The sequence below is a fragment of the Neisseria zoodegmatis genome (assembly GCF_900187305.1).
GTDB classification, from domain to species: Bacteria; Pseudomonadota; Gammaproteobacteria; order Burkholderiales; family Neisseriaceae; genus Neisseria; species Neisseria zoodegmatis.
The window spans coordinates 1,794,458-1,821,380 of sequence record NZ_LT906434.1 but is presented as its reverse complement, the minus strand read 5'-3'; the positions used below and the strand labels follow the sequence as shown (position 1 = coordinate 1,821,380).

The 26,923-nt window shown below is 54.2% G+C and carries 24 protein-coding genes; 9 read left to right on the top strand and 15 right to left on the bottom strand.

Features of this window, described 5'->3' with window-relative positions:
- Positions 1-166: 166 nt before the first annotated feature.
- From CKV66_RS08545 to rbfA, 4 genes are all read right to left on the bottom strand, one after another.
- Positions 167-373 carry a YbdD/YjiX family protein gene (locus CKV66_RS08545; RefSeq protein WP_085363013.1) on the bottom strand — a complete coding sequence of 69 codons (207 nt, stop codon included), beginning with the start codon at positions 371-373 and terminating at the stop codon, positions 167-169.
- Positions 363-2,435: a carbon starvation CstA family protein gene (locus CKV66_RS08540; RefSeq protein ID WP_085363012.1), complete on the bottom strand. Its 2,073-nt coding sequence runs from the start codon at positions 2,433-2,435 to the stop codon at positions 363-365. The genes CKV66_RS08545 and CKV66_RS08540 overlap by 11 nt, the downstream gene beginning before the upstream one ends.
- 371 nt (positions 2,436-2,806) lie before the next feature.
- Positions 2,807-3,727 (bottom strand): tRNA pseudouridine(55) synthase TruB, encoded by a 921-nt coding sequence (truB, locus tag CKV66_RS08535; protein ID WP_085363011.1) that lies wholly within the window; start codon positions 3,725-3,727, stop codon positions 2,807-2,809.
- A 57-nt stretch (positions 3,728-3,784) separates the two neighbouring features.
- Positions 3,785-4,156, bottom strand: a complete 372-nt coding sequence (gene rbfA / locus CKV66_RS08530; RefSeq protein ID WP_085363010.1) for a 30S ribosome-binding factor RbfA — start codon at positions 4,154-4,156, stop codon at positions 3,785-3,787.
- Between the two features lie 245 nt (positions 4,157-4,401).
- On the opposite strand from rbfA, the gene cysI reads away from it, so the two are divergent.
- Positions 4,402-6,168 (top strand): assimilatory sulfite reductase (NADPH) hemoprotein subunit, encoded by a 1,767-nt coding sequence (cysI, locus tag CKV66_RS08520; protein ID WP_085363009.1) that lies wholly within the window; start codon positions 4,402-4,404, stop codon positions 6,166-6,168.
- A 251-nt stretch (positions 6,169-6,419) separates the two neighbouring features.
- Complete coding sequence (gene cysG / locus CKV66_RS08515; protein ID WP_085363008.1) at positions 6,420-7,829, top strand: siroheme synthase CysG; 1,410 nt, start codon at positions 6,420-6,422, stop codon at positions 7,827-7,829.
- A gap of 135 nt (positions 7,830-7,964) precedes the next feature.
- On the opposite strand, the gene CKV66_RS08510 is transcribed toward cysG, so the two are convergent.
- From CKV66_RS08510 to rph, 4 genes are all read right to left on the bottom strand, one after another.
- Positions 7,965-8,600, bottom strand: coding sequence for a tyrosine-protein phosphatase (locus tag CKV66_RS08510; RefSeq protein ID WP_085363007.1), 636 nt, complete (start codon positions 8,598-8,600; stop codon positions 7,965-7,967).
- Between the two features lie 92 nt (positions 8,601-8,692).
- Positions 8,693-9,883: a bifunctional phosphopantothenoylcysteine decarboxylase/phosphopantothenate--cysteine ligase CoaBC gene (coaBC, locus tag CKV66_RS08505; protein ID WP_085363006.1), complete on the bottom strand. Its 1,191-nt coding sequence runs from the start codon at positions 9,881-9,883 to the stop codon at positions 8,693-8,695.
- Positions 9,884-9,948: 65 nt separating this feature from the next.
- Positions 9,949-10,287, bottom strand: coding sequence for a hypothetical protein (locus tag CKV66_RS08500; protein ID WP_085363005.1), 339 nt, complete (start codon positions 10,285-10,287; stop codon positions 9,949-9,951).
- Positions 10,288-10,372: 85 nt separating this feature from the next.
- The gene (gene rph, locus CKV66_RS08495) at positions 10,373-11,122 is read right to left on the bottom strand and encodes a ribonuclease PH (RefSeq protein WP_085363004.1); all 750 of its coding nucleotides are present in this window, start codon (positions 11,120-11,122) and stop codon (positions 10,373-10,375) included.
- A 100-nt stretch (positions 11,123-11,222) separates the two neighbouring features.
- Here rph and CKV66_RS08490 point away from each other — a divergent pair, with 100 nt between their 5' ends.
- A complete protein-coding gene (locus tag CKV66_RS08490) occupies positions 11,223-12,095 on the top strand; it encodes a YicC/YloC family endoribonuclease (RefSeq protein WP_085363003.1) in 873 nt (290 codons plus the stop codon).
- Positions 12,096-12,525: 430 nt separating this feature from the next.
- Positions 12,526-13,671, top strand: coding sequence for an iron-containing alcohol dehydrogenase (locus CKV66_RS08485; RefSeq protein ID WP_085363002.1), 1,146 nt, complete (start codon positions 12,526-12,528; stop codon positions 13,669-13,671).
- 428 nt (positions 13,672-14,099) lie between these two features.
- Here the strand turns inward: CKV66_RS08485 and CKV66_RS08480 are convergent, their stop codons facing one another.
- From CKV66_RS08480 to CKV66_RS08460, 6 genes are all read right to left on the bottom strand, one after another.
- Entirely contained in the window at positions 14,100-14,927 is an 828-nt protein-coding gene (locus CKV66_RS08480; RefSeq protein WP_085363001.1) for a symmetrical bis(5'-nucleosyl)-tetraphosphatase, read from the bottom strand.
- Between the two features lie 81 nt (positions 14,928-15,008).
- Positions 15,009-15,398, bottom strand: coding sequence for a RidA family protein (locus CKV66_RS08475; RefSeq protein ID WP_085363000.1), 390 nt, complete (start codon positions 15,396-15,398; stop codon positions 15,009-15,011).
- A gap of 94 nt (positions 15,399-15,492) precedes the next feature.
- Positions 15,493-16,422 (bottom strand): bifunctional riboflavin kinase/FAD synthetase, encoded by a 930-nt coding sequence (gene ribF, locus CKV66_RS08470; protein ID WP_085362999.1) that lies wholly within the window; start codon positions 16,420-16,422, stop codon positions 15,493-15,495.
- Between the two features lie 142 nt (positions 16,423-16,564).
- On the bottom strand, positions 16,565-17,161 hold the full coding sequence (locus CKV66_RS08465; RefSeq protein ID WP_085362998.1) for an LURP-one-related/scramblase family protein: 597 nt from the start codon (positions 17,159-17,161) through the stop codon (positions 16,565-16,567).
- Between the two features lie 185 nt (positions 17,162-17,346).
- A complete protein-coding gene (locus CKV66_RS12215) occupies positions 17,347-17,505 on the bottom strand; it encodes a hypothetical protein (RefSeq protein WP_157739159.1) in 159 nt (52 codons plus the stop codon).
- A 249-nt stretch (positions 17,506-17,754) separates the two neighbouring features.
- Entirely contained in the window at positions 17,755-18,759 is a 1,005-nt protein-coding gene (locus CKV66_RS08460; RefSeq protein ID WP_085362997.1) for a PhoH family protein, read from the bottom strand.
- 330 nt (positions 18,760-19,089) lie between these two features.
- Between CKV66_RS08460 and CKV66_RS08455 the strand changes: the two genes are divergently transcribed.
- The 4 genes from CKV66_RS08455 to CKV66_RS08440 all read left to right on the top strand — a co-directional run bounded on the left by CKV66_RS08455 (position 19,090) and on the right by CKV66_RS08440 (position 24,164).
- Positions 19,090-21,294 (top strand): TonB-dependent hemoglobin/transferrin/lactoferrin family receptor, encoded by a 2,205-nt coding sequence (locus tag CKV66_RS08455; RefSeq protein ID WP_085362996.1) that lies wholly within the window; start codon positions 19,090-19,092, stop codon positions 21,292-21,294.
- A gap of 95 nt (positions 21,295-21,389) precedes the next feature.
- On the top strand, positions 21,390-22,046 hold the full coding sequence (locus CKV66_RS08450) for a class I SAM-dependent methyltransferase (protein ID WP_085362995.1): 657 nt from the start codon (positions 21,390-21,392) through the stop codon (positions 22,044-22,046).
- 80 nt (positions 22,047-22,126) lie between these two features.
- Positions 22,127-23,164 carry a ChuX/HutX family heme-like substrate-binding protein gene (locus tag CKV66_RS08445; protein ID WP_085362994.1) on the top strand — a complete coding sequence of 346 codons (1,038 nt, stop codon included), beginning with the start codon at positions 22,127-22,129 and terminating at the stop codon, positions 23,162-23,164.
- Between the two features lie 208 nt (positions 23,165-23,372).
- Positions 23,373-24,164 carry a heme/hemin ABC transporter substrate-binding protein gene (locus tag CKV66_RS08440; protein ID WP_085362993.1) on the top strand — a complete coding sequence of 264 codons (792 nt, stop codon included), beginning with the start codon at positions 23,373-23,375 and terminating at the stop codon, positions 24,162-24,164.
- Positions 24,165-24,455: 291 nt separating this feature from the next.
- On the opposite strand, the gene CKV66_RS08435 is transcribed toward CKV66_RS08440, so the two are convergent.
- Positions 24,456-24,932, bottom strand: coding sequence for a NemA protein (locus CKV66_RS08435; RefSeq protein WP_085362992.1), 477 nt, complete (start codon positions 24,930-24,932; stop codon positions 24,456-24,458).
- Positions 24,933-25,361: 429 nt separating this feature from the next.
- Here CKV66_RS08435 and CKV66_RS08430 point away from each other — a divergent pair, with 429 nt between their 5' ends.
- The gene (locus CKV66_RS08430) at positions 25,362-26,885 is read left to right on the top strand and encodes an acetyl-CoA hydrolase/transferase family protein (protein ID WP_085362991.1); all 1,524 of its coding nucleotides are present in this window, start codon (positions 25,362-25,364) and stop codon (positions 26,883-26,885) included.
- Positions 26,886-26,923 lie beyond the last annotated feature (38 nt).

The window sequence follows — 26,923 nt, the reverse complement described above, 5'->3', positions numbered from 1 at the left end:
GCATTATAGCTTGGATTTTATCGGCGTCAATAATTTTGTTAGATCGATTGCATGGAAAAAGATTAATGGTATGAATTGTAATGGAATTTATTTTAGAGCAGGTTTGAGGCCGTCTGAAAAAAACAAACCCTGCCGGAAAAGCAGGGTTTGTTTTTCAAGGTAAGGTTTAACAGCAGCGCCCGCCGTTGCTTCCGCTGCGGCGTTTGCTGCAGTAATCCTGAAACTGCAATTTCGTCATCACGGGCGCGTTGGGGTTATGTTTGCGTTGGCGGGCAACGTAATTTTCATAATCGGGCATGCCGGCCATCAGGTTGGCGGTTAGGCGTGCGGTTTTCCAAATGCGCTTGATGCGTTGCAGGATGTTATGACTCATTGTGTTGAACCTCGTTGCGGTATACGGCGGGTACTTCTTTGGCTGTCGGCCAAGCTACTTTACGGGCTTTCAGGGCGACGCGCAAGCCGTATACGGCCACAATCACGACTACGGAGAGGAAGATAACCGTTAAGCCCGAATTGACGTAGTCGTTGAAGGCGATGCGGCTCATTTCTTCCATATTTTTGGCCGGGGCTAAAATTTCACCGCGTGCGGCAGCGTCTTTAAATTTGGCTGCATGTGCCAAGAAGCCGATTTTGGCGTCGCTGTGGAACAGTTTTTGCAGGCTGGCATAACAGGTAACGAAAAGCACGCCGAGAGCGGGAACGAGGGGAACCCATACATAGCGTTCTTTTTTCATTTTCACCAAAACGACGCTCACCATAATCAGTGCGACACCGGCAAGCATTTGGTTGCCGATACCGAACAGCGGCCATAAGGAGTTGATGCCGCCCAGCGGGTCGGTTACGCCTGTGTAGAGGAAGTAGCCCCACAGTGCAACGGCCATGAGGGTGGCGGTCAGGTTGGCGGGCAGGGAGTCGGTATTGCCGAAAGGTTTGATGAAGATGCCGCCTAAATCTTGAATCATGAAACGTGCCACACGTGTGCCTGCATCGACGGCGGTCAGGATGAACAGGGCTTCAAACAAGAGGGCGAAGTGGTACCAGAAGGCCATCATGCCGGGACCGGAAATCAGTTGGCTCATGATGTTGGCCATGCCGACTGCCAGAGTAGGCGCACCGCCTGCGCGGGAGAGGATGGTGTGCTCGCCGACGTCTTTGGCCATATTCAGCAGGGTGACTTCTTCAACGGGGAAGCCCAGCTGGTTGGTAATCACTTGGGCTGCGTGGCCTGCGTCGGTGCCGATCAAAGCGGTAGGGCTGTTCATGGCGAAATACACGCCCGGGTCAAGCGAGGCAGCAGCTGCCAAAGCCATGATGGCTACGAAGCTTTCCATCAACATGCCGCCGTAGCCGATCATGCGCACATGGGTTTCGTTTTCCACCATTTTGGGCGTAGTACCTGAAGAAATCAGGGCGTGGAAGCCTGAAACCGCGCCACAAGCGATTGTGATGAACAGGAAGGGGAAGAGGTTGCCTGAGAATACGGGGCCGGTGCCGTCGATGAATTTGGTAACGGCAGGCATTTGCAGGGCAGGGCCTACGATGACGATACCAATGGCCAAGGCAATGATGGTACCGATTTTCAGGAAGGTAGAGAGGTAGTCACGCGGGGTGAGCAGCAGCCAAACGGGCAACACGGCGGCGATAAAGCCGTAAATCATGATGGCCCAAGTCAGCTGAACGCCGTCTAAGTCGAAGAAGTGCGCGAAAGAGCTGTGTGCGACATCTTCGCCGTAAACAATCGCCAACATCAGCAAAATGAAGCCGACAATGGAAATTTCGCCGATTTTGCCGGGGCGGATGTAGCGGGTATAGATGCCCATAAACAGAGCGATCGGAATGGTGGCGGCGATGGTAAACGTACCCCACGGGCTGTGTACCAGTGCTTTCACCACAATCAGCGCCAATACGGCCATGATGATCACCATAATCATCAGAATACCGATAGACGCAATCACGCCGGCGGTGGTGCCAAGCTCTTGTTTGACGATGTCACCCAAGGATTTACCGTCGCGGCGCATGGAGACGAACAGCACCATCATGTCTTGAACGGCACCTGCGAACACCACGCCGAAAATAATCCACAAGGTGCCGGGCAGATAACCCATTTGGGCTGCCAATACGGGGCCGACGAGCGGGCCGGCGCCGGCAATCGCGGCGAAGTGGTGGCCGAACAATACGCCTTTGTGGGTCGGCACATAGTCCAAGCCGTCGTTATGGCGCTCGGCCGGCGTTAACCGGTTGGGGTCGAGTTCCATCACGTTTTTGGCGATGTATAGGCTGTAAAAACGGTAGGCGATGCAGTAAACGGACACGGCGGCGGTAACCATCCATACCGCGCTTACCTGCTCGCCTCTGTGGATGGCAAGCGTGGTGAAGGAGGCCAGGCCGACCAAAACCACGATGCCCCAGATCAGAAACGTTTTGAGATGTTTCATAAAGACCTCGCAAGTTTGTTGAGATAAAAACAATTGTCAGGTTACGTTTATATGGGCAACAGTTGAGCGAGTAAGGCCAAGACAGCGTGCTTGTAAAGCCGGTGAGAGAGAAGGCGTGAAGTAGCACGGTTCATTTCCAATCAAGCGTGAAAATGAATGGCAGTCTTGTGTAAATTATAGTTGTGCAACGTGAACAATCGTTGCAAGGGTAGCACAGTTCCTGCCATCAGCATACGGTCAGGCTGCGGAATGCCGATATGCATTGAGCAAAATCAAACTGAAGGGGCGAAAAAGAAGGGTGTTGCAGCAGTTTCGCGGCAACACCCTTTCATTATTAGACAATCGTTTCTTTCAGACGGCCTATAAGGCCATTATGTTGCGGTGTTCATTAAGCGCAAAGCTTTCAGACGGCCTGCATGGGGCAGATAATCGGCCAGCCCTACAAAGCTGCCGTCTTCTGCATAAATCCGCAAAGGCGTGTCAGCGGGCAGATTTGCGTCGCGGTATTCAGGTTGGCGGCCGAACTTGAGCATTTGCACCGCGGCATCGGGCAAGGTCAGGCCGGGCAGATGCCGCACCAATACGTCGCAGGGCAGCAGCAGGGCGTCGCGCCCGCTTTCGTCTAAGGCTTCCAGCGCTGCCAAGGTATGCGCTTCCCGGATGGAAAATCCGGCGGTTTCGGTGCGGCGCAGCGCGGTCAGGTGGGCGAAGGTGTGGATGTGTTTGGCGATGTCTTCGCTTAATGTGCGGATGTAAGTGCCTTTGCTGCAACGCACATCGATCACGGCTTCGGGTGCGTGGAACGAAGTAACATCAATGGCGTAAATCACGATATCGCGCGGTTTGCGTTCGATCACGATGCCTTTGTGCGCATATTCGTAAAGCGGCTTGCCTTCGTGCTTCAACGCGGAAAACATCGGCGGCACTTGGCGGATAGGGCCGGTCAGCGCTTGGCAGGCCGTCTGAAAATCTTCGGCTGAAATGTCGGCGCGGCCTGTGGCGACGACTTCACCTTCGGCATCTCCGGTTGAAGTCGCTTCGCCGAGTTTGAGCGTGGCCGTGTAGGCTTTGTCGGCATCCAATAGATATTGCGCGAACTTGGTCGCTTCGCCGAAACACACAGGCAAGAGACCGGTGGCGAGCGGGTCGAGCACGCCGGTGTGGCCGGCTTTCTCGGCGCGGTACAGGCGGCGGGCTTTTTGCAGGGCAGTGTTGCTGGATAAGCCTTGCGGTTTGTCGAGCAGCAGCACGCCGTTGACGGGGCGTTTTTGCGGTTTGGAAGGCGGGTTCATAGAGGCCGGTACGAGTTTTGAGGCCGTCTGAACGGATATTTCAGACGGCCTTGAGTGTTAATCTTCAACGGGCTTTTCTGCCGCGACTTTGTCGATAAGGTGGGAAATGCTCATGCCGCGTTCGAGCGATTCGTCGTATTTGAAATGCAGCTCGGGCGTTTTGAAAAGCTTGATGCGTTTCGACAATTCGGTGCGCAGATAGCCTTTGGCATGTTCGAGCGCGTCTTCAGTGATTTCGCGGGTGCTGTCGTCGAGCACGGTGTAGTAAACGGTGGCATGGCTGTAATCGCGGGTTACATCCACCTCGTTGATGGTGATAAAGCCCGCGCGCGGGTCTTTCAGGCCGGTGCGCACAAGCTCGGCCAGCTCGCGCATGATCTGCTCTTTAACACGGTCTTGGCGGGCATAGCCGCGTTGTGGTTTTCTCATGGTCTTCCTTGATAAGCAATGATGCCGTCTGAAAACGTTTCAGACGGCCTGAGATACGTTGAGGTGTGATTATACTGGTTTTGTGCCGCGCGGTCAGGAAGAGTGTTGTGCGAGAGTGTGTAAAAAGCATTGCCTGCCGTTTTTATATAACCAATCTTTCTTACATTAAAACCAAGCATTCTTTCCTTTTTTCAGACGGCCTCGATACAGTATCGGCATCACAACAATAAAGCCGAGGAACATTCATGACTGCCGCCGACCCCAGAGCCAAACTCCCCGACGCGCCGCTTGCCGACAACGAACGCCTCAAAGACCAAAGCCGCTATCTCGAAGGCACGATTAAAAACGACCTTTCAGACGACCTCACCGGAGGCTTCAATGGTGACAATTTCCAGCTGATCCGCTTTCACGGCATGTATGAGCAGGACGACCGCGACATCCGTGCCGAACGTGTCGAGCAGAAACTGGAGCCGCTGAAAAACGTGATGCTGCGCTGCCGTTTGCCCGGCGGCATCATCCAGCCCGCGCAATGGCTGGGCATTGACGAATTTGCCACCGAACATACCTTATACGGCTCCATCCGCCTTACCAACCGCCAAACTTTCCAATTCCACGGCGTGCTCAAAGAAAACATTAAACCCATGCACCAATGGCTGCACAAGCTCGGTTTGGATTCGATTGCCACCGCCGGCGACGTGAACCGCAATGTGTTGTGCACCAGCAATCCCGTTGAAAGCGGGCTGCACAAAGAAGCCTACGAATGGGCGAAAAAAATCAGCGAGCATTTGCTGCCGAAAACCCGCGCCTATGCCGAAATCTGGCTGGACGGCGAAAAAGTCGAATCCACCGAAACCACCGCGCCCGCACCGCTGCCCGAAAGTGTGAAAAGCGGCGATGCCACCGAACCCGTGCTCGGCAAAAACTACCTGCCGCGCAAGTTCAAGACCACAGTCGTGATTCCGCCGCACAACGATGTCGATTTACATGCCAATGATTTGAACTTCGTGGCCATCGGCGAAAACGGCAAACTCGTCGGTTTCAACGTATTGGTGGGCGGCGGCCTGTCGATGGAGCACGGCAACACCAAAACCTATCCCAACACCGCCAAAGAATTCGGCTTCGTGCCGCTGGAAAAAACGCTAGATGCCGCCGCCGCCGTGGTTTCCGTGCAGCGCGACTGGGGCAACCGCAGCGACCGCAAAAACGCCAAAACCCGCTACACGCTCGAGCGCGTGGGCGTGGATGTGTTTATCGAAGAAGTAGAAAACCGTATGGGTGCGAAGTTTGAACCCGTGCGCCCGTATCAATTTACCTCGCGCGGCGACCGCATCGGCTGGGTGCAGGGCGAAGACAAAAACTGGCACCTTACCCTGTTTATCGAAAACGGCCGTCTGCTCGATTACCCCGGCAGGCCGCTGAAAACCGGTATGCGCGAAATCGCCAAAGTCCACAAAGGCGATTTCCGCCTTACCGCCAACCAAAACCTGATCGTGGCCAATATCGCGCCGCGCGATAAAGCCAAAATCGAAACCATCGCCCGCGAACACGGCTTGATCAGCGATGCCGTTACCCCGCAGCGCGAACACAGCATGGCGTGCGTGTCGCTGCCGACCTGCCCGCTGGCGATGGCCGAAGCCGAACGCTTTCTGCCGCAATTCACTGACAAGCTGGATGCGCTGTTTGCCAAACACAGCTTGCAGCAAGAGCATATCGTGCTGCGCATTACGGGCTGCCCCAACGGTTGCGGCCGCGCCATGATTGCCGAAATCGGCTTGGTCGGCAAAGCGGTAGGCCGCTACAACCTCTACACCGGCGGCAACCGCGAAGGCACACGCATTCCGCGCCTGTTTAAAGAAAACATCACCGAAGCGGAGATTTTGGACATCATCGACGGTTGGCTGGGCGAATGGGTGAAAGGCCGTCTGAAAAACGAAGGCTTCGGCGACTTTGCCATACGCACCGGCATCGTGAAACCCGTGCTGGATGCGCCGCGCGATTTTTGGGCGGCGTGATTCGAGGGAGTTTGGCTGTACGTTTGAGGCCGTCTGAAAAGGTTTGCTTTCAGACGGCCTCAAACTTTTTAAGCCCGGCTTTGACTTTTCAGTATGAGCAAAAGTATCGCTTTTTTATCCCCACCCAACCATATAACCAAACACCATAAGCAAAGCAAAAACCGTTCCTTTGGTTGCGGCATAAACCGTTTTAATATTTTCGACAACCAAAGCGGCAGCCAGACCGCCGACCACATTCACAAGGAACCGCTATGAGCCATTATCCGATTTTTGCCGATTTAAACCGCCGCCCCGTTTTGCTGGTGGGCGCAGGGCACGTTGCCGAACGCAAGGCCGAGAGTTTGATACAGGCCGGTGCGCAGGTGCGCGTGGCCGCCGCCGCACTCAGCCCGCGTTTTGAAACATGGCGGCAGCAAAACCGCATCGAATGGCTGGGCATATCTTTTCAGACGGCCTTTCTCGACGGCGTATTCCTTGTGATTGCCGCAACCGACGATGCCGCGCTCAACCGCAGCGTGTTTGAAGCGGCCGAGGCGCGCGGCATATTTTGCAACACGGTGGATACGCTGGATTTGTGTTCGTTTATCGTGCCTGCCGTGATTGACCGCAGCCCGATCAAAATCGCCGTGTCCAGCGGCGGCACTGCGCCTGTGTTGGCGCGCTACTGGCGGCAGGCGATTGAAACGCTGGTGCCGCTGCACACCGGCACAATGGCCGAGATTGCGGGCGAATGGCGGAGCAGGGTGAAAAAAGCGGTTCGCACGATGCCCGAGAGGCGGCGTTTTTGGGAAAACCTGTTCGCAAGCCGTTTCAGCACGTTTGTGGCGCAGGGCAACCGTGCCGCGGCAGAAGCCGAATTGTCGGCACGGCTCGCCAATTTAGACACGCCGCGCGGAGAAGTGGTGTTGGTCGGTGCAGGTCCGGGCGATGCGGGTTTGCTGACGATACACGCGCTGCAGGCGATTCAGGCTGCCGATGTGGTGTTGTACGACGCGCTGGTGTCGGACGAAATTTTGGCGATGGTGCGCAAAGATGCCGATAAAATCAGCGTCGGCAAACGTGCGGGCGCGCATCATGTGCAGCAGGAAGCCACCAACCGCCTGCTGGTTCAATACGCTCAGGAAGGCAAGCGCGTGGTGCGGCTGAAAGGCGGCGATCCTTTTGTGTTCGGGCGCGGCGGCGAAGAAGCGCAAGTGCTGGCCGAAGCGGGTATTCCTTACCGTATCGTGCCGGGCATTACCGCCGCACTCGGCGCCACAGCCTATGCGGGCATTCCGCTGACCCACCGCGATTGCGCCCAAAGTGCGTTGTTCATCACCGGCCACAGCCGCCACGACGGCAGCGAACCCGACTGGCGCACGCTGGCCTTGAGCCATCAAACGCTTGTGGTTTATATGGGCACGCTCAAGGCTGCCGATATTGCCGCCAAGCTGATTGAATACGGCCGCAGCGCCGATACGCCCGTGGCGGTGGTGTCCAACGGCACGCTGGCACACCAAAGCGTGCAGACAGGCCGTCTGAAAGACTTGCCGCACATGGCCGCGCACGCCCCGCGCCCGGCTTTGATGGTTATCGGCGAAGTGGTGGCGTTGCGCGAGGAATTGCGCTGGTTTGCCGACAGCGAGCCTGCTTTGGAAATGGCGCAGATTCACGCGGCGTGATGATGTTGGATGCTGCGGATAGGCAGTTTAAACAGAGATGAAAAAACGCTGAAATCCCCCGATGGCTGGGATTTCAGCGTTTTGATTTTGCTATTGAAGCTTTGCGGTTGTTGATACAGGCAGTTAAGCGCGTGTTTAACGCTGTGCCAAAGTATCAACCCGTTTTCCGGCTTGTCGGTAGCTGTTTTGCAGGCGCAGGGTTTCGAGATGGCTTTTGACTTCGGCAACATTGGTTTCGGTAAACAGCTTGCCGATGTTTTTCCAAATGCTGTGGAAACCGTAAGGGCCGTTTTGCATTTCGGCTTTGGCTTCTTCAATCGTCCAGCCTTGATACACAATCCGATACATGGCCGAAATCAGGCCGGTGCGGTCGGCGCCGTGGTAGCAGTGTATCAATACCGGGCCGTTTTTCTGATTTTCTTCAATCATATAAAGCGTATCGGCAATATCTTTCGGCTTGATGCGCCAAGTGAGCAGCGGGCGGTTGAGCAGGTTGAAATTGCGGCCGGCTAAAGTGGTTTCGTTGTCGTTGCGGTCGAAAAAGCGCAGGTTGATCACGCTTTTAACGCCGATTCTTTCAAGGTCGTCGGCATCGGCGGCGGTAAGCTGTTCGCTGCGGTAGAGTTTGTGGTCGATGCGGTAAAGATTCGCTTCTTGTTTGATGGGTTGCGCCCATTCTTTAACCGGTTCGGCAGCAGTTTCGACTTGTGAAGCAAACAACGGTGATGAAAATGCTGCTAAAAGCACTAAAGCGCTGAGTTTGGTGTGCATGAGGTGTCCTTATTGGTTTTGTGCTTGGGATGTTTCTTTAGGCGGTAAGACAAGTTTTTTAGGCCGTCTGAAAACATTCCGTGCAGACTGTTTTATGGTTGTTGAGCCAGCAAGGCCGCCAGTCTGGCCGTGATGGCTGCGGCGGCTTGCTGTTTGTCGGTTTCGGGAAATTCGGTTTCGCCTTGTTCGTCGATAATCGTGATGCGGTTGACGGTTTTGCCCATCGCCACGGCCACATCGTTTGCGACCAGCATGGGAATGCCTTTTTTCAGCCGCTTGGCGCGTGCGTATTCGAGCACGTTTTGGCTCTCGGCAGCAAAGCCGACGCAGAAAGGTGCATTGGGCAGGGCGGCGACGGAGGCGAGGATGTCGGGGTTTTCTTCCAGCTCAATCACGGGTGGAGTGCCGGTGCTGTCTTTTTTCAGTTTCTGCGCGCTGCTGTTTTTGACTTTGTAGTCGGCCACGGCGGCCACGGAAATAAATACGTCTTGCCGGTCGATGTGTTTTATCACGGCGCGGTACATGGCTTCGGCGCTGACGGCTTGTTCGACATGGGCCAAACCTGCGGGTAAGGCCGTCTGAATTTGGCCGTAAATCAGGGTGACTTCGGCACCGGCGGCACGGCAGGCGCGGGCGAGTGCCATGCCCATTTGGCCGCTGGAGATGTTGGTAATGCCGCGCACGGGGTCGATGGCTTCAAACGTTGCGCCCGCCGTGAGCAGTATTTTTTTGCCTTGTAGCGATTTTGCCATCCACACATCGGGCAGCAGGTCGGCCAATTCTACGGCTTCGGGCATACGGCCTACGCCGGTTTCGCCGCACGCCTGTTCGCCCGATGCCGGCGGGAATACGGTGATGCCGTCTGAAATCAGTTGGGCGATGTTACGCTGATTGGCGGGGTTGAACCACATTTCTACATTCATGGCGGGCGCAACGGCCAGCGGGCATTTGCGCGCGGCGGCGAGGTTGGTGAGCAGGTTGTCGGCAATGCCGTGGGCGATTTTGGCGATGGTGTTGGCGCTGGCGGGAGCGATCAGAAACACATCGGCTTCGCGCGTGAGATTGATGTGCGCCATGCCGTTGCCGCTGCCGCCGGCGTGGGTTTCCGCCAAAACGGGGTGGTCGCTCAAGGCTTGGAAGGTCAGCGGCTGCACGAATTCGGTGGCGGCGCGGCTCATGGCAACGGTTACGCTGTGGCCTTGCTTTTTCAACAGGCGCACGAGTTCGCAGGATTTATAAGCGGCAATGCCGCCGCTGATGCCGAGTAGGATATGTTTGCTCATAAAGGGTAAAACGGAATGTGTCAGGCCGTCTGAAAAAAAAGAATATTTCAGACGGCCTCGTGTGTTTAGGGGCAGCCTTCCGCAGGCACGGCTTTGTGAATTTCGATAACGGAATCGTATTCGGCGGCAAATCCTTCAGAAGTTTTGCCTTGATCGGTGTACTCGGCCGTAATGTAAACGGGCTGATAGGGATTGCCGGTTTGTTGCGCTTTTTGCAGGGAAGCATTTTGCAGGGGCTGCAATACGCTGCTGCTGCCGGTAGCCCAGTATGCAGATTCGGAGCCGCAGGGGATAAAACTTTCTACTTCATGGCCGTAAACGTATGAACCTGTGGCGGTTTGTACAGTGGGTTGGCTGCAAGCGGAGGCTAATAAAGCCAAAGGTATCAACATTTTGTTTTTCATAAAATGACTTCCGAATGAAAGCGGGAGAGCGTATGCCGCTGGGTGTAGGCCGTCTGAAAAGCCGTTCAGACGGCCTGTAAAGCTATCAGGCCGTCTGAACGCCGTTTGCCACTTTTTCCAAGGCTTGCTGTTGGTGGTCGAACAATTCTTCAATGCCTTTTTTGCCCAAGCTGATCAATTGGTTGAGTTCTTCGAGGCTGAACGGCGCACCTTCGGCGGTGCCCTGTATTTCAATGATTTTGCCCGAAGCCGTCATCACCAGATTAACGTCGCTGTCGCAGCCGGAATCTTCGGGGTAATCTAAATCCAGAAGCGGTACGCCGCCGACCACGCCCACCGACACGGCGGCTACGGCCTCGCGGATTGGGTTTTGAATCAACATGCCGGATTCAACCAATTTGTTTACCGCCATCTGCAAAGCGACAAACGCACCCGTAATCGACGCCGTGCGCGTGCCGCCGTCGGCCTGAATCACGTCGCAGTCAATCAGAATCTGACGCTCGCCCAGTTTGTCCAATTCAACCACCGCCCGCAGCGAACGGCCGATTAAGCGCTGGATTTCCTGCGTGCGCCCGCTTTGTTTGCCCGCAGCGGCTTCGCGGCGCATGCGTGAAGCGGTGGACGCGGGCAGCATGCCGTATTCCGCCGTTACCCAGCCCTGATCTTTGCCGCGCAGAAAGGGCGGCAGGTTTTCGTCGATTGAAGCGGTGCAAATCACTTTGGTGTTGCCGAACTCAATCAAGCACGAGCCGTCGGCATGAGGCAGAAAACCGGGGGTGATGGTGATATTGCGCAGCGAATCGGCAGGGCGGGAAGTACGGGTGTAGGCAGTCATAAACATTCCTTTAATCTCAAGTGGAGCGGATTATAACATGCCGGATTGTGGTATATTTTCTAAGATTTCACTCGATATTTTTGAAACGGAGTAAAACACCATGACCATCCACAGTATGACCGGCTTTGCCAATGCGGCAGGCGAATGCGGCGGCAAACGTATCAATCTCGAAATCCGCGCGGTGAACCACCGCTATTTGGACGTGCAGTTCCGCATGCCCGACAACCTGCGCCATCTGGAAAACACCTTGCGCGAGAGCATCGCAGCCAGCGCCGCACGGGGCAAACTCGAGTGCCGCATTCAGATTCAAGACATCGCCCAAAGCGGGCAGGGATTGGCCGTGAACGAAGAGTTGGTTGCCCAATTGGCGGAGTTAAACAAAAAATGGCGCAAAGCCCACGATGATTTGGGCAAGCTGACGGTGGCCGATATTCTAAAATTCCCCGGCGTGCTGGCCAGCCAAAACGAAGACGAAGAAACGTTTACCGAAACGCTGAAAAACCTGCTGACCCAAGCACTGGCTGACTTTACCGCCGCCCGTGCGCGCGAAGGCGAAAAATTGGCGCAGCATTTGCTGATGCGTTTGTACGAAATGGAAAAAATCATCAACGGCTTGAGCAGCGTGTTTCCCCAACTGCTTGAAGCGCATATGGAAAAAGTACGCACCCGCTTGCAGGAAGCAGTAGAAAACATCGACAACGACCGCCTTCAGCAGGAATTTGCGCTGTTTATCCAAAAATCGGATGTTGACGAAGAATTCAGCCGCCTGCGCACCCACATCGAAGAAGTGCGCCGCATCGTAACCAGCTCGCAAGGCAGCGTCGGCAAGCGTTTGGACTTTTTGATGCAGGAGCTCAACCGCGAAGCCAACACCCTCGGCAGCAAAGCGATTGCCGCCGAATGCACGCAGGCTTCGGTGGAATTGAAAGTATTGATCGAGCAGATGCGCGAACAGGTTCAGAATATCGAATGATTTTTTCAGACGGCCTTCTTAATGTTGCGGCAGGCTGATATTGAATATTGGTAATTAAAAACGGCGTTTCCACAGGCAGGGTAAAACTTGTCGGGAAACGCCGTTTTCTTATGGATGAATGGCGGGAAGAGGGGGTTTGAAAAGATTTTGGATAAGCAGTTCAAACATTTTCTTTGCAAAGCGGTTTTGAAACATTTAGGCCGTCTGAAAAAAGTTTCAAAGCGCAATCGATGATTTAAATTATGTTAAAAAAAGATTATATTTGTTTCAAATAAACGTTGGAATATAAAAAAACCGTTAATTTCAACGTGTTTCGATTGCAGTGCCTCCTGCCTTATGGCAATTTCAACACATCAATGCCGTTCATAAAAAATCATGGCATTGATGGATTTCTTTCAAATAACGAACACAACTACTAAGGAGCACAATCATGGCAACACAATTCTTTATGCCCGTTCAAAACATCTTGGGCGAAAACGCCTTGGCCGAAGCGATGGATGTGATTAGCGCTTTGGGCTTGAAAAAAGCATTGATCGTTACCGACGGCGGTTTGAGCAAAATGGGCGTTGCCGACAAAATCGGCGGTTTGTTGAAAGAAAAAAACATTGATTATGCAGTATTCGACAAAGCACAGCCCAACCCGACCGTAACCAACGTAAATGACGGTTTGGCAGCCTTGAAAGAAGCCGGTGCGGATTTCATCGTTTCTTTGGGCGGCGGATCTTCACACGACTGCGCCAAAGCAGTAGCGATTGTGACCACCAACGGCGGCAAAATCGAAGACTACGAAGGTTTGGATAAATCGAAAAAACCGCAACTGCCTTTGATTGCCATCAATACCACTGCCGGTACGGCTTCTGAAATGACCCGCTTTGCCGTGATTACCGACGAAGCCCGTCATGTGAAAATGGCGATTGTCGATAAAAACGTAACGCCGCTGCTGTCGGTAAACGATCCTTCTTTGATGGAAGGTATGCCCGCTCCGCTGACGGCAGCTACCGGTATGGACGCCTTGACCCACGCAGTGGAAGCTTATGTTTCTACTATTGCTTCACCGATTACCGACGCTTGCGCGCTGAAAGCCATCGAACTGATTGCAGGCTATCTGCCCACTGCCGTTCACGAACCGAAAAACAAAGAAGCCCGCGAAAAAATGGCTTACGCCCAATTCTTGGCAGGTATGGCGTTCAACAACGCTTCTTTGGGCTATGTTCACGCGATGGCACACCAATTGGGCGGTTTCTACGACCTGCCACACGGTGTGTGTAACGCACTGCTGCTGCCTCACGTTGAGCGCTTCAACCAACAGGCTGCTAAAGAGCGTTTGGACGAAATCGGCGCCATTTTAGGTAAATACAACAGCGATTTGAAAGGCTTGAACGTGATCGACGCGATTACCAAACTGGCCCGTATCGTCGGCATCCCCAAATCTTTGAAAGAGCTGGGCGTGAAACAGGAAGACTTCGGCGTGTTGGCCGACAACGCTTTGAAAGACGTTTGCGGCTTTACCAACCCGATTCAAGCCAACAAAGAGCAGATTATCGGCATCTACGAAGCAGCGTTTGATCCTGCTTAATAGTTCAATGCTGATTTGATTTGAATCTAAAGGCCGTCTGAAAATTTCAGACGGCCTTTTTATTGCTCTATGCGTTTCGACATTCCGATTAAAAATAGTGAAAGAAACAGCACACCAAAAGCCAAGCCAAAGAAGCGGATAGAAACGGATTAGATATCCGCCTAATATTGGGAAATGTTCAGACGGCCTCAAGCTGTTGAAGTCCTGCTTTGGTCTTTGCAGTCAAGCCGCCGTTGCGTCATGCTCGGGTTTGAACCGGACATTTTTTAGGGAAGGGCACAAAATACTCGGGTCAAGCCCGAGTATGACGGGCGTGCTGTCTCTTTAACATTACCCACCATATCCGGGTATCGCCGAGAACTTTGCTCAATGATTTTCAAACAAAAAAAACATTCCCGCCGAAGCGGGAATGCAGATGCGTGACGAGCTTACAAAGCCGTAGCCCAGTGCAGCTTGCTTTGCGAAGCGACTTGGGTTACTTCGTTGGTGTCCAGATTGATGGCGGTAAGCTGCCCGCCCCACAGTGCGCCGGTGTCGAGCGAGATGACGCGGTAGTTGTTGAGATAGCCCAGTGCCGACCAATGGCCGAATACGATGGTATGGCTCAAGTGTTGGCGTTCGGGGGCTTCAAACCACGGGCGCAGGTCGTCGGGCATGTCTTTAAGCCCGCCTTTGAAATCATAGTCGAGCTTGTTTTTGAAGGTGAGCGCACGCATACGGGTAAAGACGTTGGTGATCATGCGCAGGCGGTCGTAGCCGGTGAGGCTGTTTTTCCATTTTTTGGGTTTGTCGCCGTACATATTGAGGAAATAGTCTTTGGCGCGGTCGCTTTTTAATTCGGTTTCGACTTCGAGCGCGAGGCTTTCGGCTTTGTCGATGTCCCATTTCGGCAGCAGCCCGGCGTGAACCAAAACGTGTTTTTCGCCGCGCACGAGCAGGGGTTGGGCGCGCATCCAGTCGAGCATTTTGCGGCTTTCGGGGTGTTCGATAATCGGCGCGATGGTGTCGCCGCGTCTGATTTTGCCCAAGCCGTAGGACACGGCGAGCATGTGCAGGTCGTGGTTGCCGAGCACGGTGCGGATGCTGCTTTCGTGCTTCATCACAAATTGCAGGGCTTCGAGCGACTGCGGGCCGCGGTTGACGATGTCGCCCGTGAGCCACAGAGTGTCGGTGCCGTGGTTAAAGCCTATTTTGGCGAGCAGGGCGTTGAGTTCGGCAAAGCAGCCTTGAATATCGCCGATTGCATAATGTGCCATGTATGTGAATCCGTGTGGTTGGATGAGGTGTGTGAGGCCGTCTGAAAATGTGTTCAGACGGCATTATCATTATATTTTAAATCAGCTGTTCAGCACCAATACGGCTTCCGCTTCCACTTGCACGCCTTTGGGCAGGCTGGCTACACCGACGGCGGCGCGGGCGGGGAAGGGTTGGCTGAAGTATTCGGCCATCACTTCGTTGAATACGGCGAAGTTGCCCAAATCGGTGAGGTAGGCGTTGACTTTAACGATGTCGTCTAAAGAACCGCCCGCCGCTTGCGCCACGGCTTGCAGGTTTTTAAACACTTGGTGCGCTTCGGCACGGAAATCGCCGTTGCCGACCACGGTCATGGTGGCAGGGTCGAGCGGGATTTGGCCGCTCATGTAAACGGTATTGCCCGCGCGCACGGCTTGGCTGTATGCGCCGATGGCGGCGGGGGCGTTGTCGGTGTGGATGATGGTTTTAGCCATGATTTTATCTCCTTGAGAATAAAAGTTAATTATCTGATAAATAACAGGGGTTTGTCAGCGAAAAATTTTTCAGATGGCTTGTTGGGAAGCACGTTCAGGCTTCCAGCCAATTTCTCGCCGCATCCATATCCGCCCAAATCTGTTTTTTCAAATCGTCGATGTTGTCGAACTTGGCTTCGTCGCGCAGTTTGTGCAGAAAGCGCACGCGGATGCGTTGGCCGTATAAATCGCCGTTGAAGTCGAACAAATGCACTTCGAGCTTTTGGCGACGGGTTGCGGATACGGTGGGGTTGAAGCCGAAGCTGGCTACGCCGCGGCGGATGCCGAAGCTGCCTTCCGCTTCAACTACAAACACGCCGCTGAGGGCGTAGTGGTGTTGGGGAAGCTGCACGTTGGCGGTGGGGCAGCCGATGGTGCGGCCAAGCTTGGCACCGTGTTTGACTTTGCCGCTGAGGGTGTAGGGGTGGCCGAGCAGTTTGCGGGCGTATTCCAAGAGGCCGTCTGAAAGGGCTTTGCGGATGGCGGTGCTGCTGGCGCGGATGTTTTCCACCAGCACGGAAGGGGTGCGCTCGGTAACCATGTCGGGCTGGCTTTGCAGCAGGGCGAAATCGCCTTCGCGCCCTGCGCCGAAGCGGAAATCGTCACCGATGAGCAGGTATTTGGTGTTGAGGGTTTCGCGCAGCAGGCGGCTGATGAAGGTTTGGGCGTTGATGTCGGCGAAGGCTTGGTTGAAACGCAGCACCCACACGGCATCGACGCAGCCGGTTTCGCGCAACAGGTGCAGTTTGTTGCGCAGCGGGCTGAGGCGGTAGGGTAGTTCGCGGCCTTGTTTGCGGGCGAAAAATTCTTGCGGCTGCGGCTCGAAAATCACGGCAACCACGGGCAGGCCGCGGCTTTGTGCTTCTTGTTTGAGCCGTTGCAGGATGTGGCGGTGGCCGAGATGCACGCCGTCGAAATTGCCGATGGTAACGGCGGAGCCTTGCGGAAAGTCGGGGCGGCTGCCCAAACCGAACCAGATTTTCATGGGTAATGTCTGTGTGTGTGAAAAAACGGAGTATTGTAAGCCGAATCGGCGGCGGGGGGAATGCCGTGATGCCGTCTGAAAAAAGCTCAATGCAGGTTTTGGCAAAGCTCACAAAGTTCGTTTTCAGACGGCCTTGAATAGATTAGCCGTCGCGGCGTTCGAGCAGCATCAGCAGCATGGCGGCGTTCAGCATCAACACATCGTCTTCCGCCGGAGCTTGGGCGGTTTTTTCCAAGCTGAATTTGCGTTCGAGAAACGAGGCGTTTTTCTTGAGAAGGTAGGTTTCGCGTCCGTCGGGCGTGGCAATGGTGTAGGTCGGGTTCAGGAAATAGCCGGTAAGCATGCCGATAAAGGGGATTTCGCCGACGATGCCGTCTACCACTGCTATCCACGGGTTGGCTTCGTGCAGGGTGTAGCGCTGATTGCCCGCTGCATCGCTGAGAGTATAGCTGGTTTTCCACAATGATTTCATGCCGCTGCGCTTGATGCTGCCGATGGTTCGGCCCGCTGCGTCGCGCACGGTGTAGTTGGCGTTGAAGTCGATAATACGGTCGGCATCGATGGTATAGAGTCTTTCGTTGCGGCTGCCGTCGCGGAAAATTTCGATGGATTCTTTAATCTTAAAAATCTTCTGGCGCGTGTAGGCTACTTCTCTACCTTGTGCATCGAACACGGTAAAGTCGTTGGACGGGGTAAAGATTTTGAAGGTGAAGTTGAGGGGAAATTGAAGGTTTTGCATGTGTTGTTTCGAGAAATCAAGATGTTGCCGATTATAGCAAATTTTGATTCATCATGACGGAGTTGTTTTTGGTGAGGCCGTCTGAAAACCAGCTTTGCGGGTTTCAGACGGCCTGATTAAGTTAAGCAAACAGCCCGCCGGATGTGCGGGCTGCGGGGAAAGCTGTATGTTTTCAGACGGCCTGATCAGCCTTTTTTAAGATGGAGGACAAAGGCTACTACGGCGGCCACGGCAAAGAAATAGCCTAAGTAAGGCGTGCTGTTCGGCTTATGGACAACCACAAAATTGATAATTGAAACTATCACAAAGAAAATGGAAAGTTTTAAATAGTATCCTTTTTTCATTTTAAGCCTTTCTTTTATTGGATGAAAAACATTTCAATATAGAATGCCGCAGCAGCGTTGTTATCCTGCGCTTCACGGCGAGCCTGCATGTGAAGACAGCTTTTGCCGATAAAGGTTCTTATGCTGTTGATATTTTTATAGGCTTTTCAGAAAAAAAAGGCCGTCTGAAAATCGGTTTCAGACGGCCTTTCATCATGGATTTAAAGGTATTGGATGTTTGCAATCGCGGTTGCTTTAAACCATTGCAAATCAGGCCAAATGCTGGCCTTGCGGCAATTTGGGTTGTTGTTTTGCTTTCTCTTCCGCAGCATCAGCCGCATCGTAGGCTTCGACGATTTTCTGCACCAAAGGATGGCGCACCACGTCTTCGCTGGTGAAGGTGTGGAAATACAAGCCTTCGATGCCGTTGAGTTTTTCTTTAGCATCTTTCAAGCCTGATTTGATGTTGCGCGGCAGGTCGATCTGGCTCAAGTCGCCGGTAATCACGGCTTTGGCACCGAAACCGATGCGGGTGAGAAACATCTTCATCTGCTCGGGCGTGGTGTTTTGCGCTTCGTCGAGAATCACATACGCGCCGTTGAGCGTACGGCCGCGCATGTAGGCCAGCGGCGCGATTTCGATTAAGCCTTTTTCCAAGAGCTTGGTTACGCGGTCGAAGCCCATCAAGTCGTATAAAGCGTCGTAAAGCGGGCGCAGGTAGGGATCGACTTTTTGGGCGAGGTCGCCGGGCAGGAAGCCGAGTTTTTCGCCGGCTTCAACGGCAGGGCGCACCAAAACGATGCGTTCGATTTGGTGTTTTTCCATCGCGTCAACGGCGGCGGCCACGGCCAGATAGGTTTTACCCGTACCGGCAGGCCCCAGTCCGAACACGACATCATGGTTGAGCAGCGCGCGGATATAGCCGTTTTGGCGCGGTGTACGCCCGCCGATGCTGCCGCGTTTGGTACGCAGATAGTATTGCTGGTCGTGGTGTTTTTCTTCGTGTTGCGCGTCGGCGGTTTTGGCTTCGACGGCGGCAAGCTGGATATCGCTGTCTTCCAAGTCGCGGCTTTCGGCTATATCGGCCAAAGCAAGCAGAGCGCGGCGGCCTGCGTGGGCGAGTTCGCCTAAAAAGGTAAAGCCGGAAAAACGGCGGCTGATTTGGATGTCGAGGGCTTTGCCTAAGGTGTCGAGATGGCTGTCGAGCGCGCCGCACAGGCGTTGCAGCACGGTGTTGTCGATGTCATCGAACTGTAAATGCACGGTATGGGTCATCTGTTTTGTATTCTTCCTGAATAAAATGAATCGGATAGTGGGTTTATAAGGTTTTAAGTGCTGAAAATCAAGGCCGCCTGCACAAGATTTTCCGTTTTTTCAGACGGCATTTTTACCGATATGGCGGTTTCCTATTTTCTCAAAACTATTTATACTAATCTAAATCATTCTCAAATATATTTTTATTTTATTGAATTATTCGCATTGTTAAATAGTCACAGCATGATGCGTGCCGGAACCGACCTGTGTGTCGGCCTCGTTTGATTCGGATAAACGGGGCGATTTTGGTGCGTTTTGATGCTTTGCAAACCCATTTAATCAGGAAAAGAGATGAAACTGAACCCTACCGTGTATGCCGTTGCTTTGGCTTTTGCCGCGCCGGCCGCTTATGCCGATGCGCCGTATGTTCATAAGGCAAAACTGGAAACCGTTACCATAACTGCCGACCGCCACGCGCAGGCTTTGGATAAGGCTGCGCCGAATGTGGCGGTGGTGTCGCGCAAAGAGCTGGATCAGGCGGCGGCCAATTTGGATGATGTGGTGCTGTACGAGCCGGGCGTGGACGTGCCCACCGACAACAACCGCCGCGGTAATGCGGGGGTAAGTATCCGCGGTATCGGCGGCAACCGCATTCTGATGATGGTAGACGGCATCCGCATTCCCGAAGCGTATGCGGGCGGGGGGACTAATGCGGCGGTTTCCGGCCGCGATTTGGTGGAAGCCGACACATTAAAGCAGGTGGATATCGTGAAAGGCCCTTATTCCGCGCTGTACGGCAGCGATGCTTTGGGCGGCGTGGTCAATTTTTCCACTTATTCGCCATCTGATTTTGTCGATGCCGAAAAACCGTTCCATTTCGGCCTGAAACACGGCTACCGCAGCCGCGACCGCAGCCACGGCGTAACGGCAACGGCGGCGGGCTACACGGAAAATGCACAAGGTTTGCTGATGCTCACGCACCGCCAAGGCCATGAAAGCAAAAACCGCGGCAGCGTGGATACGCGCAACGGTCGCCGCACCAAGCCGAACCCGCAAGATTTCCGCAGCTACAATATTTTGGCCAAAGGTGATGCGGGCAATGAGAACCACCGCGTAGAAGCCTTGTTCGAGCATTTTTACCGCAAAAAAGAGACTGATTTGCTCAATACTTTGGGAGCCGGTGCGCCGCGCGGCCCAATCATAACCACAACGCATTCCAATATTTCAAACGACCGCGCCCGCCGCCAGCGTATCGAGCTGGGCTACCGCTACCGCGGCGATTCGGCCTTGAAAGAAGCCAATATCCTCGTTTATCGGCAGAAGCTGAAATCGGAAGACGATGCCGTTACCGATGAAAGCACGAGCATCGGCGGGCGCGTGGTGGGCAGCGGTATCCGCCATTCTGATTACGGTTTCAACCAAAACACCCAAGGCATCAATACCCGCGGCGTGTTTGAAGCCGACACAGGCCGTCTGAAACACACTATTGTGGCGGGTGCGGAATTCAAGCAAACCGACACCGAACGCCCGCGCGAAAGCACCACGGTGGGGCGCGACGGCAGCATCAGCCATATGTATGCCGGTGCGCTGTATCCCAATAAAACCTTCCCCGATTCGCGCCGCCGCACACTCAGCGTTTATGCGCAAGACAGCTTGGCGCTTCCCAACGGCATCGTGCTTACTCCGGCTTTGCGTTTCGAGCATGAAAAGCTCAAACCGCAAATCGACCAAGCCTATCTCAACAGCAAGCCCGACAGCCTGCCGAAAGACTTCAGCGACAGCTCGTTCACGCCCAGCCTGCGTTTGAGCGTGCCGTTCGGCGAGGCGTTTACCGGCTTCGCCACTTATTCGCGCGGCTTCCGCACGCCGCCGTTCGATACCGCCACGATGTCGTTCAACAACAGCCAGCACGGCTATAAAGTGATTCCGAACAACAACTTGAAATCGGAACATTCCGACAGCTTCGAGCTGGGTTTGAAATATAAAGACGAACGCACCAAAGCGCAGGTTACCACCTTCTACAACCGTTACCGCGATTTCATCAACCGCACGCAGATCGGGGTTGAGCCGGGCGCAGGCGGCCGCCCGATTCAGGTACACAGATACGACAATCTGGACAAAGTGAAAACCTACGGCATCGAAGCCGCCGCTTCCGTGAAACTTAACGACAACTGGCAGGTCGGCACCAGCATCGCTTGGATGCGCGGCAAAGACGGCGAAGGCAAACCGCTGGACACCGCCTACCCGCTCAACGGCGTGCTGGGGGTGGACTACGCGCAAGAAAAATGGGGCGCAGGCACCAAATTGCGCTGGGCAACGGCGCAGAAACGCACCAGCAACCCCGCCTTTTTCAAAGCACCCGGCTACGGCGTGTGGGATGCGGGCGTTTGGTACAAACCGCTTAAAAATCTGGAGCTTGGCCTGAATGTGTACAACATCGCCAACAAGAAATACTGGCAGCACGCCGACGTAGCGGGCGTGGAAGACCTCGGCACGATAGATACCTACACCCAGCCCGGCCGCAATGTCGCCGCTTCGTTGCAGTTGAAGTTTTAAGCGCAATTTCAGACGGCCTCGATAGGGGTTTCGGAAAGGCCGTCTGAAAAATACGGCCGTTCTGTTTTCAGACGGCCTTGAGTTTAAGGAATAACATGCAACCCACTCTCGAACAAACCGCCGCCCAACTCCGTTGTCCGCATGGCGAGATGGGGAGGGTGTTCGGCCAAGTGATGAATTTGCGCAATCTGCCGCTGATTGTGAACGCATTTTCCGCCTTGGGCTTGAACGACGGCGACCGTGTGCTTGAATTGGGTTATGGCAACGGTGGTTTGCTCGGTTATGTGTTGTCGCTGGCGGCGCGGCTGCACTATACGGGTGTGGAAACTTCGGCTTTAATGCACGAAGAAGCGTTGGCATTCAACCAAGCCTTTATCAATGCGGGGCTTGCCGATTACCATCTGTATAATGGCGCGGAGTTGCCATTTGCCGACCGTGCGTTCGATAAAATCATCAGCATCAATACGCTTTATTTTTGGGAACGTCCGGCCGAATTGATGCGGGAAATCTGCCGCGTACTCAAAACCGGCGGGCGTTTGTGCCTGAGTTTTTGTGAGAAAAACTTTATGCAGACGCTGCCGTTTTGCGCTTACGGGTTCACGCTGTACGAACCGGATGATGTAATGGCGTTGACCCGCGGCCTGCCTTTGCGCCTGTGCTTTCAGACGGCCAGACAAGATAAGGCGGTGGATAAAAGCGGCAATCTGACCGAGCGCATTTATATCGAAATGCTGTTTGAAAAAACGGCATAATGTCATCTTTTTCAGGCAGGCGTTTTTGACGTGCGAGAGGCCGTCTGAAAAGCAGAAAGTCATAAAAGGAGCAGAATCGAATGAATCTTTGGGAGCAATACCAAGCCAACAAAGCCCAAAAACAGGGCATGTATTTCCCGCGCGAAGCCGCCGCCGATTTGGGCGTGAGCGAAGGCGCGCTGATGGCCGACGCGCCGGAAACGGTTTACCTCGGCGGCAAAAACCATGTGCGCGGTATCGTGTTGAAACTACACACGCTGGGTTTGGTGCAGTGCATCGTGCGCAACAGCGTGTGCGTACACGAAAAGCAGGGCATTTATGAAAACGTGAGCATGTCGGAAACATCAGGCATCGCCGTGAATGTAGGCGGCATCGACCTGCGGATTTTTCCGGCGCGCTGGCATCATGTGCTGGCCGTTACCAACCGCGACGGCGAAAAAGTGTCCCGTTCGGTTCAGTTTTACGACGAATTCGGCGTATCCGTGCAGAAAGTGTTTATGCGCGAAGAAGGCAAAGAAGCCGAGTGGCAGGCATTGCTTGATGCCTTCCGTACCGAAGGCAAACCCGCATTCCAAACCGGCGAACTGCCGCCCGCAACCGCCACGCCCGCGCTGCTGTCTGAAAAAGAAGCCGCATTTCAAGAGCGTTGGAACGAGTTGAAAGACGTGCATCACTTCGGCGGCCTGTTGGAAACATTTGAAGTCGACCGCCAAACCGCCTACCGCCACGCCCCCGAAGGCTCAACCAAACTGCTGAACCACAGCGCATGGCAGCAAGTGCTCGAAGCCGCCCGCGACCGCGGCATCAACATCATGATTTTCGCCGGCAACCGCGGCCTCGTGCAGATTCAAACAGGCAAAGTACACAACGTCGTGCGCGCCCGCGGTTACCTTAACGTGCTCGACGGCAAAGAAGAAGGCTTCAGCATGCACTTGAAAGACGACGAAATCGTAGAAACTTGGGTGGTGCGCCGCCCGATACGCGACGGCTTCGTTACCTGCGTGGAAGGTTTCGACAGCCGCCGCAAAACCGTGCTTCAGATTTTCGGCAAGCGTAAAGAAGGCGAACCCGAACTCGAAGCGTGGCGCGAAATTACCGATAAGCTGCTGGCAAGTTGATGCTCGGTAAAGTGTTCAGACAGGTATCGAGGCCGTCTGAACGAAAGTAGGACGGGCATTTTTGCCCGCCGTCGCAAACCGTCGATAGAGAAAGCTATTGAAGCCGTTAAAAAAGAAAGCATGAAATCGTAACCAAATATTTCAGACGGCCTCTTTCAATACAGTCCGAGGCCGTCTGAAAAGTTTGATATTCCAAAAGGAAAAACACATGAAAAAAACCATCTTCGCCGCCGCCGTATTGTGCGCCGCCCTGCAAACCGCTTACGCCCAACGCATCGTCGTGATGTCGCCCGACGTGGCCGATATCGTGGTGGCATTGGGTGCAACCAACGAAATCGTCGGCCGCGACCAAACCGTTCAAAACCCCGCATTGAAAAGCAAGCCCAGCATCGGCATCCACCGTCAATTAACCGTCGAGCCGATTATCGCCGCTAAACCCGACGTGGCCATCGGTTCGTGGATGGTGCAGCCGGCCACCATTTTCGCCAACCTGAAAAAAGCCGGTGTCAATGCCGTGAACGTCGCCCCCGACGACAGCATCGCCGCTTATCCGCAAAGCATTCGCGCCGTGGGCAAACTGATTAACAAAACCGCCCAAGCCGACGCATTGGCAGGCAAATGGCAGGCCGACATGAAACAGCAGCCGCAAAACGGCAAACGCTACCTGTTCAGTTACGACGGCCGCATCGTTGCCGGTAAAAACACCGCCGCCGACGAAATCATCAAACGCGCAGGCGGCATCAACGCGGCAGCCAACCTCGACGGCATGAAACCGCTCAACCGCGAAGCATGGATCGCCGCCAAGCCCGACGTGATCATCATCGCCGACCATCATGAAAAACTGATCGGCGGAGTCAAACAATTCGCCGCCCGCCCTGAAGTCGCCGGCAGCAACGCCGCCAAAAACGGCAAGATTTATTTGTGGCAGGCCAACGATATGTTCCGCTACGGCTTGGATACGCCGCAGGTGGTGAAGAAGTTGAACGGATTGGCGAAATAAGGCGGCCGGTTTTCAGACGGCCTTGATTAACCTTAGAGAAGAGGCCGTCTGAAAAGACGGGTTGAAAATTTGAATGGTGCTACACTAAGTAGGGCGGGCATCCCTGCCCGCCGCGATTTGATTTTTTGTATATAAAAACCGTATTTTGATTGTGACGGCGTAGGGCGGGCAGAGATGCCCGCCCTACGGTTTGGTTTCGGGTGGAAAGATTGCAGGAATATTGTTGTATCAAGCCGATTTGCGTTGCGAAGATTTAAGTCCGTCGGAACCTTCGTTAAAAGCATCTGCCGATTAGTATTTGGCGTTAACCAGTCTGCCGTTTTGATAAACTTTTTGCTGCATCAGATTGCCGTTGTAGGCATAAGTGGTCAGCGTGCCGTTTTCAGGATGGGCGTGGAAATCAAGCAGGCGGTTGCGCGGCAATGTGTAAGGGTCGGTGCGTTTTCTGCTGTTGTCGTAATAAAAATCCTGCACGATATATTCGTTGCTGCGTTTGCTGATCAGCTGTCGGTAAAAACCGCCTTGAACCGGCTGGTTGCCGGCATTGCCGCGGCTGTCGAAATAAGTGACGATTTGCTCTTCAACCACATTCACGCCGGATGGGTTGCGGTTGCGGTCGATGCCCACGGGAATATTGATGGACGTGCCTAAGCCGACGTGGCGGCCGATATTGGTGCCGACGCCCAAGCCGACCGACATTCCGGGCGTGCCCACCGTACAGGCGGACAGGGCAGACACAAGCACTCCGGCAAGTAAAATGTTTTTCATGATTCGTCCTTAAATAAAGCGCTAAAACAAACAGATATTATCAGTATATCGGTATTTGCACTTGCATATTGTTAGAGATGGTAAAGAAAGAGGCCGTCTGAAAAGGCTTGCGCCGGTATTTCAGACGGCCTCAAACCAAACCCGCAGCCGATATGAAACCGCGATAAATATTGTCGCGAAAAGGCTTCATATCAAATGCACCATGCGTGCGAAAACAGCGCGAAACCGGCTTTTCCATTTGATTTCAACATTTTTATAAAATGCCGTCTGTTTGTTGCAATTGCCTGTCTTTACACAATAAAACCTTTACTATATATTGCCCATTGAACCGGTGCGCCATACTGCATGGCGGCCGTTTGTCCGAATATCAAACCGACGGAAGCCTGCGCACCAATCTGCGGCTTCCCGTATTCCAAGAGGAGATACACAATGAGTACCAATCCCGCAGAACGCGTACAGCACGAAGGCCTGCGCGCCAAGATTATGTCGGCTGACCAAGCGGCCGAGTTTGTTCAAAACGGCATGACCGTAGGCATCAGCGGCTTTACCGGTGCCGGTTATCCCAAAGCCCTGCCCACCGCCATTGCCGAGCGCGCCAAAGCCGCCCATGCGCGTGGCGAGGAATTTGCCATCGGTATGATTACCGGTGCTTCCACCGCGCCGGAGTGCGACGGCGTATTAGCTGCCGCAAACTGCGTCAGCTTCCGCAACCCGTTCCAATCCGACCCCGGCATCCGCAACAGCATCAACGCAGGCAATATCTTCTATCAAGATATGCACCTTTCCCACGTCGAGCAGCAAATCCGCAACGGCTTCTACGGCGAAATGCAGCTGGCCATCATTGAAGCCACCGGCATTACCGCCGACGGCAAAATCATTCCGGCTATGGGTATCGGCCACTGTAACGAAGTGTTGAAAGCGGCCAAACACGTTATCATCGAAGTGAACGCCAAACAAAACCCCTTGCTCGAAACCATGCACGACGTGTATTTCGACGTAGGCACACCGCCCAACCGCCAACCGATTCCGCTGGTAAAACCCGACGACCGCATCGGCACGCATTATCTGGAATGCGATCTGGACAAAATCGTTGCCATCGTGCTGACCGACGCGTTCGACCGCAACAGCAAGTTTGCCGACCCCGATGAAAACTCCAAACGCATCGCCGCGCAAATCATCGACTTCTTCTCGCACGAAGTAAAAGCAGGCCGCCTGCCTGCCAACCTGCTGCCGCTGCAATCCGGCGTGGGTAACGTAGCCAACGCGGTATTGGCCGGTTTGATGGATGCGCCGTTTGACAACCTGACCGGCTACACCGAAGTGTTGCAAGACGGTATGTTGGACTTGATCATCGCCGGCAAAATGAAATCTGCGTCTGCAACCGCGCTGTCGTTCAGCCCCGATGCCCTGCAACGCTTTAACGACAATATCGAGTTCCTGCGCGACAAAATCGTATTGCGCCCGATGGAAATCACCAACAACCCCGAGTTGATCCGCCGTTTGGGCGTAATCGGCATGAACGCCATGATCGAAGCCGATATTTACGGTAACGTAAATTCCACTCATGTGATGGGTACGAAAATGATGAACGGTATCGGCGGTTCGGGCGACTTTACCCGCAATGCCTTCTTCTCGTTCTTCGTCAGCCCGTCGGTAGCCAAAGACGGCGCCATTTCCTGCATCGTGCCGATGGTTTCCCACCACGACCACACCGAACACGACGTGATGTTTATCGTGACCGAGCAGGGTATGGCCGACTTGCGCGGCAAAGCACCCCGCCAACGCGCCAAGTTGATTATCGAGAACTGTGCGCATCCTGATTACCGCGACATGCTGCGCGACTACTTCGACCGCGCCGAAAAAGCAGGCGGTCTGCACACGCCGCACATGCTGAGCGAAGCCTTGTCTTGGCATCAACGTTTTGTTGAAACCGGCGACATGCGCGTCAAATAATACCGATTCGGTAAGAAGCCTTTTTGCACCAAGCTGCA